The sequence below is a fragment of the Gemella sp. 27098_8_155 genome (assembly GCF_041433725.1).
Classification (GTDB): Bacteria; Bacillota; Bacilli; order Staphylococcales; family Gemellaceae; genus Gemella; species Gemella haemolysans_D.
In genome coordinates this window covers 24,596-34,027 of sequence record NZ_JAPWCA010000011.1, presented here as the reverse complement: position 1 = coordinate 34,027, position 9,432 = coordinate 24,596, and the positions used below count along the sequence as shown (strand labels likewise).

7 protein-coding genes are annotated in these 9,432 nt (G+C 35.8%); all 7 read left to right on the top strand.

Annotated elements, in window-relative coordinates; all coding sequences use genetic code 11:
• Window positions 1-17 precede the first annotated feature (17 nt).
• The 7 genes from O5Y44_RS05825 (at window position 18) to O5Y44_RS05795 (ending at window position 9,213) form a co-directional block, all read left to right on the top strand.
• A complete protein-coding gene (locus O5Y44_RS05825) occupies window positions 18-1,199 on the top strand; it encodes a CD0519/CD1768 family membrane protein (protein ID WP_271965676.1) in 1,182 nt (393 codons plus the stop codon).
• Between the two features lie 177 nt (window positions 1,200-1,376).
• Window positions 1,377-2,363, top strand: a complete 987-nt coding sequence (locus tag O5Y44_RS05820; protein WP_371465698.1) for a YeiH family protein — start codon at window positions 1,377-1,379, stop codon at window positions 2,361-2,363.
• 60 nt (window positions 2,364-2,423) lie between these two features.
• A complete protein-coding gene (locus tag O5Y44_RS05815) occupies window positions 2,424-3,350 on the top strand; it encodes a nitronate monooxygenase (protein ID WP_371465697.1) in 927 nt (308 codons plus the stop codon).
• A 346-nt stretch (window positions 3,351-3,696) separates the two neighbouring features.
• A complete protein-coding gene (locus tag O5Y44_RS05810; protein ID WP_371465695.1) occupies window positions 3,697-5,034 on the top strand; it encodes a DUF805 domain-containing protein in 1,338 nt (445 codons plus the stop codon).
• Window positions 5,035-5,526: 492 nt separating this feature from the next.
• Complete coding sequence (locus tag O5Y44_RS05805) at window positions 5,527-6,282, top strand: DeoR/GlpR family DNA-binding transcription regulator (RefSeq protein ID WP_271987962.1); 756 nt, start codon at window positions 5,527-5,529, stop codon at window positions 6,280-6,282.
• A gap of 2 nt (window positions 6,283-6,284) precedes the next feature.
• Window positions 6,285-7,202, top strand: coding sequence for a 1-phosphofructokinase family hexose kinase (locus O5Y44_RS05800; protein ID WP_271965681.1), 918 nt, complete (start codon window positions 6,285-6,287; stop codon window positions 7,200-7,202).
• A 70-nt stretch (window positions 7,203-7,272) separates the two neighbouring features.
• Window positions 7,273-9,213: a PTS fructose transporter subunit IIABC gene (locus O5Y44_RS05795; RefSeq protein WP_316447421.1), complete on the top strand. Its 1,941-nt coding sequence runs from the start codon at window positions 7,273-7,275 to the stop codon at window positions 9,211-9,213.
• Window positions 9,214-9,432 lie beyond the last annotated feature (219 nt).

Here is a 9,432-nt window from a genome sequence, read left to right as displayed (position 1 = left end):
CAGAAAGGATGATTTTTATGGACGGAGATACAACCAAGAAAAAGAAAAGTAAGAAAAATGTAGTGGTTAAAAAAGCAATAAGCTTAGAGACATTTGTTTTCTTAGCTATATTCTTCCTAATATTTGGTTTAATGGCTAGAAAAATGGGAACACCGCTTATGTTTAAAACGATGATGGCAACAGCCCATGATTTACTGCTTAACACAGTATTTTTCATAATGGCAATGGCGGTTATCGCAGGTGCTATTAGTGCGCTGTTATCAGAATTTGGTGCGATTGCACTAATCAATAAGATTTTTGCACCTCTTATGAAACCACTTTGGGGGATGCCTGGAGCGAGTGTTACAGGTGCGGTAGCTACATATCTATCAGATAACCCAGCTATTATTCCATTTGCGAAAGATAAAAGATTTACATCTTTCTTTAAAAAATACCAAGTACCAGCTTTGTGTAACTTAGGGACAGCTTTTGGTATGGGGCTTATCGTAACGATGTTTATGATGGGTCAAGGAGAAGGATTTATTAAAGCAGCGATTATCGGTAACGTTGGAGCGATTTTAGGTAGTATTATAAGTGTTCGTTTAATGTTAAGACAAACAAAAAAATACTATGGTGATGAAGCGGAAGAACCAGCGATTGAATTAGCTGAAGGTGATGATAGACCGGATAAAGTAAGAATAGTACGTGATGGAAATATGTTCCAACGAGTACTAGATACTGTTTTAGAAGGTGGTAAAACAGGGGTTGAAATGGGTCTAGCAATCATTCCGGGTGTACTTATAGTATGTACTTTCGTAATGATGTTAACATTCAAAATGCCAGCCGGAGGATATACAGGTGCGGCATATGAAGGTGTTGGATTCTTACCTTGGTTAGGAGAGAAACTAACATTCATCCTAGAACCACTATTTGGATTCCATTCTGCAGAAGCAATTGCCTTCCCGATTACAGCCTTAGGAGCAGTAGGAGGAGCAATCTCATTAGTTCCAGAATTCTTGAAGAATGGATTAATTGGAGCAAATGACGTTGCGGTATTCACAGCGATGGGTATGTGTTGGAGTGGATACTTAAGTACTCACATCGGTATGATGGATGCTCTTGGAGTACGTAAATTATCTTCAAAAGCAATTGTATCACATACAATAGGTGGTCTTGCAGCGGGAGTTATAGCTCACTACTTATTCGTATTGCTAGGGTAGTAAATAAAAAATAACAGATTGAATTAAGAAGGCGTAACTCTCAGAGTTGCGTCTTTTTTTAGAATCTAATATATATTTATTTTATCCTGTGAAGTATTGAATAGAGGTAATGTAGATAGTATAATTAAATTATAAATAGTTTTTATTTAGATAAATATAAAAAAGGGGAAATCTCGTATGGAAAGATTCAAGAGTGTCAATTTTTATTATACCTTAGGTATAATGTTAATTATTTCGTTAGTAGCGAAATATCTTGCTCAGGTACCGGCGTTAAAATTATTTGGGCATTTAGTAATTGCGCTTGTTATAGGTATGGCATTGCAAGCGTCAAAAGGATTAAAAGAACAGGTTAAGGCGGATATTCCATTTATAAGTAATAAATTCTTACGTCTTGGAATAATTTTATTAGGATTCAAGTTGGCATTGGATAGACTTTTATCAGAAGGTAAAAAGACGTTGATTGTAGCGTTCTTTATCGTGTTATTCATGGTAACTTTAACTTACTTTATGTGTCGAGCTTTTAAGGTGGATCATGAGCTTGCGTTACTTTCTTCATGTGGTTGCGGTATTTGTGGTGCTGCGGCAGTTATGGGAGTAAGTGGTCAACTTCGAGCAAAAACGGATAACAGTGTTCTTGCGGTTGCGGTTGTTGCGATACTAGGTACAGTATTTACCTTAATAGAAGTAACTTTACAACCATACTTGGGGCTTGATGCATACAACTACGGAGTATTTACAGGAGGAAGTCTTCATGAAATAGCTCACGCAGTTGCGGCAGGAGGAGCAGGTGGACAAGTGGCGCTTGATGCTGCAATTCTTACTAAATTATCACGTGTTCTTATGCTTATAGTAGTAGCGGGTGTATTGATTGTAGTTAACAAAAAAACTCAAGATGAAACAAAAGGAAAAGTTCCGATGCCGTACTTTATTTTAGGCTTCATTTTTATGAGTATTTTAGGAAGTTATGTCACTTTCTTAAAACCATTAGCACCATTCTTTGTAGACGCTGCGTATGTATTCTTAGGTATGGCGATGGCTGCTTTAGGAATGAGTGTTAACTTCAAAGTTATTAAAGAACGTGGTGTAAGAGTATTTACAGCGTGTTTCTTATCGTCTGTTATTTTAATGGTAGTTTGTTACTTTGTAGCCAGATTTATCTTTTAGTAGTAGATTAAAGAAGGTTTAAGAGATAATAAAAAAATAATATCAAAGAGGAGAATAATTATGACAATTACAAAATTATTAGGTATAAAGTATCCGGTATTTCAAGGTGCTATGGCTCAAATAGCTAGACATGAACTTGTTTCAGCGGTATCAAATGCGGGGGCGTTAGGTATTTTAGCTTCAGGAGGAGTAAGTCCAGAAGAACTTCGTAAAGAAATTCAGCAATGTAAAAAACTTACAGATAAACCTTTCGGTGTTAACCTTATGCTTATGATGCACAATATTGATGAAATAATAGATGTTGTTATCGAAGAAGGTGTAAAAATCGTTACAACAGGAGCTGGAACTCCGAGAAAATACATGCCACGCTTAAAAGAGGCGGGGATAAAAGTAATTCCAGTAATTCCTTCTGTAAAAGCTGCGGTGAAAATGGAAGAATTGGGTTGTGATGCAGTTGTAGTAGAAGGTATGGAAGCAGGAGGACACGTAGGAACTAGTACTACGATGGCGTTGTTGCCGCAGGTAACTTCTGCGGTGAAAATCCCCGTTATAGCAGCTGGAGGAATCGCGGATGGTCGAGGTATGGCTGCTGCATATTGTCTTGGAGCAAGTGGAGTTCAGATGGGAACTGTATTCTTAGCTTCTGAAGAGTGTCCAATCTCTACAGAGTATAAAAACATGATCTTAGAAGCGGTTGATACATCGACTACACTAACAGGAGAAAAATTCGGAGCTCCTGTTCGTGGTATTAAAAACGAACTTACGAAAAGGTATCATGAATTAGAAGAAAAATCTTCAACACTTATGGAGTTGGAAGAATTAACTCTAGGTTCGTTAAGAAGAGCGGTTTATGACGGAGATGTCGAAAATGGTTCTGTTATGGCAGGGCAAATCGCAGGATTAGTGAGTGAACTTCGACCAGTTAAAATTATAATAGAAGAAACTGTAAAAGAAGCAAAAGAAGTTTTACAAAGAACAGAAATATAATATTTAAGAACAACTTAGGTTATGTTAGAACCTGAGTTGTTTTTTATGTACAATTGGTTATGAGTTTAGAACATATGGTAGTGTTTGGAGGGTATGATTAAGATATTATAGGATAAATTAAAATGAAATTTTAGTTTTTAGATAAGTGTTATATTTAGTGTTATTTAATTTATTTTCAAAAGTGATAGTACGAATGGATATATTAATTTAATATTAATGTTAATTTAAAATTTAAAAAGAAGAAAAATAGAGTAAAATTTACATGCTTTAACCATGTTTCAATTGACTATAATTAATGTTTATTATATTATAGTTATATATTTATTTATTTTATAGGAGGGTTTTTATGATAGACCAAAGATATAAGCATGTAACTTATGGTTCTTCTTTTAAAGACTTCTTTAAAGGGTTTGTGGATTTCACAGGTTATTCGTCTGTGGCAGGTCACTGGTTCCCTGTGGGAAGTATTCTAGGAGGATTTATCTTATTAACAGTTTTAGTATTCCAAGGTGTACTTTCTTCATTTTCTAGTATTGGAAGAAAATCAACAAATGATTTTGGATACTTATTAGGTGGAAGTACGTTTAGTGATGGAGTTTCTACTCTTCAAACAGGATTAGCGTTCGGTATATTTATGCTAATAGCTGGACTTATTTTAATTTTACCTCTAACTGCAAGTTTTTCAAGAAGACTACGTGACGTAGGGTTTGCTACATGGGGAATTGTTATTTTAATAGCTTTATATTATATTTTATCTTATTTCACAGTGTATTTATTAACTCCAGTGTACTGTATTGTTTTCTTATTTGTATTAATGTCATTACCATCTAATGCAGTAGAAACGAATTCTAATAGTGAATTTGCTAAATTTTTCTTAAGACAAACAGCACAAGCTCAACAATATTATAGTCAATTTGGAAATCCATTTGGACAACCAGTTCAATATGATCAATTTGGGAATCCAATTCCCAACCAACCAAACTTTAACAATGGAATGAATCAAGGATTTAACCCACACGGACAACAAGGATTTAATCCAAACGCACCACAAGGACGTCCTAACCCAGGATTCCAAGGGCAACCACAACAAGGATTTAACCCGCAAGGACAACAAGGGTTCAATCCAAATGCACCGCAAGGGCGTCCTAACCCAGGATTCCAAGGGCAACCACAACAAGGATTTAACCCGCAAGGGCAACAAGGATTCAATCCAAATGCGCCACATGGACACCAAAATCCAGGATTCCAAGGGCAACCACAACAAGGATTTAACCCGCAAGGACAACAAGGATTCAATCCAAATGCACCACAAGGGCACCAGAACCCAGGATTTCAAGGGCAACCACAACAAAATGTAAACCCAAATGCACCGCAAGGAGAGCAAAATCAGGGTTTTAATACGGCTGGAGTACAAGCTCAACAAGCTCCAGAAGTAAAACAAGAAGAGGTTGTAGTTGAGCAACAAAATGTAGAAGTAGCACCACAACTTGAGGTTACTCCAACAGTAGAAGAAGTACTAGTAGAAGCTACTCCACAAGTGGAAGTTGCTCCAGTAGTAGAAGAAGCACCACAAGTAGAAGAGACTCAAGAAGTAAAAGTAGAAGTTGCAGGTGGAGCTAGAAGCAGAAGACTTCAAAAGCTGAACAAAGCAGAAGACGAAGTTGTATTCAAAAAAAGAAGATAAAAAAATGATCTAATAGATCAGAATTAAGAGGCTCAGGTAGAAGTACTTGAACCTCTTTTTGTATTTTATGGGATTCTAATTATATAGCTACCTTCAGAGTCGTAACTAAGGTTATTTCATTTTTTGATAATTTTACTACTCTAAAGTATAATACTCACGAGTAGTAAAATTCGATTGCAGAAATTTTGAAAGTTAATTATCGATTGAGCGGAATAATAATATTAAATCGCTCATCGTTGCACAAGAAAAAATCCTCGGTGATAATTTCAAAAATCGATTTGAACTATGTCGGATTATGTTTTATGAAAACTTTTAGAAATTACTCTGAAAATAGAAAAACGCTCATCATTTAGAAAAACAATCAAATACAAAAATAAAAACACTCATTTTAATCGTTTATTTTGATTATTTATGAGTGTTTTTGCTTGATTTTGATTGAATAGCTATATTATATTAGATATAATAATCATGGGAGTTAGGAGAGAAGAGAAATTGGTAAATGAAAGATGGAATAAAATTTTAGATTTGTTAGATGAGAAAGGTTCGCTAAACCTAAAGGAGTTGATGGAATATTGTAATGTTTCGGAAGCAACGATAAGACGCGATCTTACAAACCTAGAAGATAAAAATTTATTATATAGAACTCACGGTGGTGCGATGAAACGCTCGGCGGCACGTGGTAGTGAAGAAAGTGTTGAAGCGAAACGTGAAGAGTATCTGCAGGAGAAAAGAGCGGTAGCGAAGTACCTTTGTGATAATGTTGTTCAGTCAGGACAGACGATTTATCTAGATGCAGGGACATCGACGTACGAAATGATTGAACACCTTCGAGATAGAAGGATAACTGTAGTGACTAATTCAACATATCATTTACCAAAGCTTATTAATAATAAAATACATACTATTATATTAGGTGGAACACTGAAACATTCTACACAGGCGGTGATAGGATATTCAGCCGTTGAACAACTAAAGAAATATAGTTTTGACATGTGTTTTGTCGGCTGTAACGGAATAGATGAAAGTTTTGGTGTGACGACCGCAGAAGAAAATGAAGCTTTTATAAAAACAACAGCGATACAAGGTAGTAAGAAGAAATATATTCTCGCTGATAAATCGAAATTCGGTCATAGAAAGTTCCAAAAATTTGCCGAACTAGATGACATAATTATAGTATCGTATGAAGTTCCAGAAGAATATAAGAAATTTAAAAATATAATAGAAGTAAAAAGTATAAAGGAGGACTAAAAGTGTATTATACAATTACTTTAAATCCGGCTGTTGATATGCTGACAACGGCGGAAAATTTCGCGCTTGGAAAACTAAATAGAACACAAGAAGCGAAGTACGTAGTAGGTGGAAAAGGAATTAATATCTCAATCTTACTTAACAACGTTGGTGTTGATAGTAAAGCGTGGGGGTTTGTTGCTGGATTCACAGGATATTTTATTAAATCAGAACTAGATAATCTAGGTGTAAAACACGATTTTGTAGAAACGAGTGGAGCTACTAGAATCAACATGAAATTAACTACAGAAACTGAGACTGAAATTAACGGTCAAAGTAGTAGTGTAAACCTAGATAACGTTAGCGACTTTTTTACGAAATTAGAAGTACTGACTGAGGAAGATGTAGTATTCTTATCTGGTAATGTTATCGCTGGAATGGGTGTAAATGACTTTAAGGCTATTGCGAAGAAAGTATCGGAATCAGGTGCTACATTAGTAGTAGATAGTAATAAAGAATTAGTGTTAGACACACTAGAGTACAAACCATTCGTAGTTAAACCGAATGAATTCGAACTTGGAGAAATGTTCGGTGTAACTTTAAATAGTATCGAAGAAATACTACAATACGCTGAAAAATTACAAGATCGCGGTGCGAAAAACGTACTTGTTTCACGTGGAGCAGACGGAGCATTACTACTAACAGAAAATAAGGAAGTATTCGAAGTTAACGTAGCTAAAGGTAAGATAGTGTCTACTGTTGCGGCAGGAGACAGTATGCTTGCGATGTTTGTTGCGAAATACAACGAAACAAAAGATTACCAAGAGGCTCTACGTTATGCATCAGCTGCAGGTGGTGCAACATCATTCTCAGTAGGAGTAGGAAGTAAACAATTAATAGAAGAATTACTACCTCAGATTGAAGTTAAAAAATTAAAATAGAATTAAACAAATTTTTTGAAGAAAAATAAAATATTTCCTCGGGAATATGAAATTAACAAAGGAGAAAGAAATGAAATTAACAGATGTTCTAAATTATGACTTAGTTCAATTCGGATTCAGTGCTGCTGATAAAAAAGAAGCTCTGGATAAACTAACAAGCATGTTAGTGGAAAAAAATATTATCGCTAGTAAAGATAACTTTTTAAACGCGTTGCTAGTTCGTGAAGCTCAATCAACTACAGGAGTAGGAGAAAATGTAGCTATCCCTCACGCAAAAAGTGCAGATTTTGACAAAGCGATGATCGTTTATGCGAAAAGTGATGAAGGTGTTGAGTGGGAAAGCTTTGATGGACAACCTGCCAAACACATCTTTATGATCTGTGCACCAGACGGTGGAGCAGACGAGCACCTTAAAGCGCTAGCTTCATTATCACAAGCTCTTATGGATGCAGATGTAAAAGCAGGATTAGATAAAGCTACAACAAAAGAAGATGTAGAAAAAGTATTTGCGGACTTCGTAGCTAAAACAGAAGCTCCAAAAGAAGAAAAACCAGCAGCTCCAAGTGGAGAAAAACCATATATCATCGCGGTAACAGCTTGTCCAACAGGTATTGCCCACACATTCATGGCTGCAGAAAAAATTAAAGAAACAGCTAAAGTGATGGGATTAGATGTTAAAGTAGAAACAAACGGTCAAATCGGTGTCGAAAACAAACTTACAAAAGAAGATATTGAAAGAGCAACGGGAATCATCGTTGCGGCTGATAAAAAAGTAGAAGTTGCACGTTTTGATGGACGTCCAACAATTATGACAAAAGTAGCTGATGGAATTAACAAACCAGAAGAACTTATCCAAACAATCTTAGATGGGAAAGCTCCTATCTACAAACATGACGGAGCAGCAGAAGATTCAGAAGATTCTTCAGCGAATGAAAGTATCGGACGTCGTGCTTATAAACACCTAATGGAAGGTGTAAGTAACATGCTACCATTCGTAGTGGCTGGTGGTATTCTTATCGCATTATCATTTATCTGGGGTATTAACTCATTTGATCCGAAAGACCCATCTTACAACAAAGTAGCAGAAGTATTATTCTACTTCGGTAAAATTTCATTTAGTATGATGTTGCCAATCCTAGCTGGATTCATCGGTCGTTCTATCGCTGACCGTCCTGGATTCATCGTTGGTATGATCGGTGGTATTTTAGCAGACCCAGGAATTTTAAGTCTGAAAAGTGATTTATTAGCGTACACTCCTTCAGGATTCTTAGGAGCGTTAGTAGCCGGGTTCTTAGCTGGTGGGATTATCCACGTATTAAAAATTGCATTCAGTTGGATGCCTCGTTCATTAGATGGTATTAAACCAATCTTCCTATTCCCTATCTTAGGGTCACTAATTATGGGATTACTAATGATCTTCCTAATTAACGCGCCTATGGCAAGTGTAATGGAAGGATTAAAACACTTTATTGAAAGTCTTAACGGAAGCGGTAAATTCATCCTTGGATTCGTAGTAGCTGCGATGATGGCTATCGATATGGGTGGTCCGATTAACAAAGCTGCTTACGTAACAGGTACAGCTCTATTAACATCTGCAGGTTCAGCAGGAAGTGATGTAATGGCTGCGGTTATGATCGGTGGTATGGTACCTCCATTAGCAATCGCAATCTCAGCAACAATCAACAAAAATATCTGGCCGAAAGCTCAACGTAGTGGAGCATTAGTAAACTACGTAATGGGATTATCATTCATTACAGAGGGAGCTATTCCATTCGCAGCAAGTAACCCAGCGCGTGTTATTCCACCATTATTTATCTCAAGCGGTATTGCTGGAGCTTTAAGTATGACTTTTGGTGCTGTATCAAAAGCTCCTCACGGAGGAATCTTCGCTATCGCTGCAGGAGCTGTAAGTAATCCACTTATGTATCTATTAGCATTAGTGATTGGTGCAGTATTAGGTGCATTGCTATTAATCGCATCATTAAGCTTTGGGAAAAAGATAGTAAATTAATACATTAAATATTTTTAAAATAAACACTACTTTATATATTGTAAAAGTAGTGTTTATTTTAATTACGAAAATTCATATAAAGGCTGTAGTAAGATTACTTGTTTTATGAAAAAGAAAAATTTAAAACATTAAATATATTTTTTAAATGGTGGAATATTTAGTTTTGAAAATATCTAAAATATAAGAAAATGTATGTATTTTTTTTTTTTTTTTCAATTT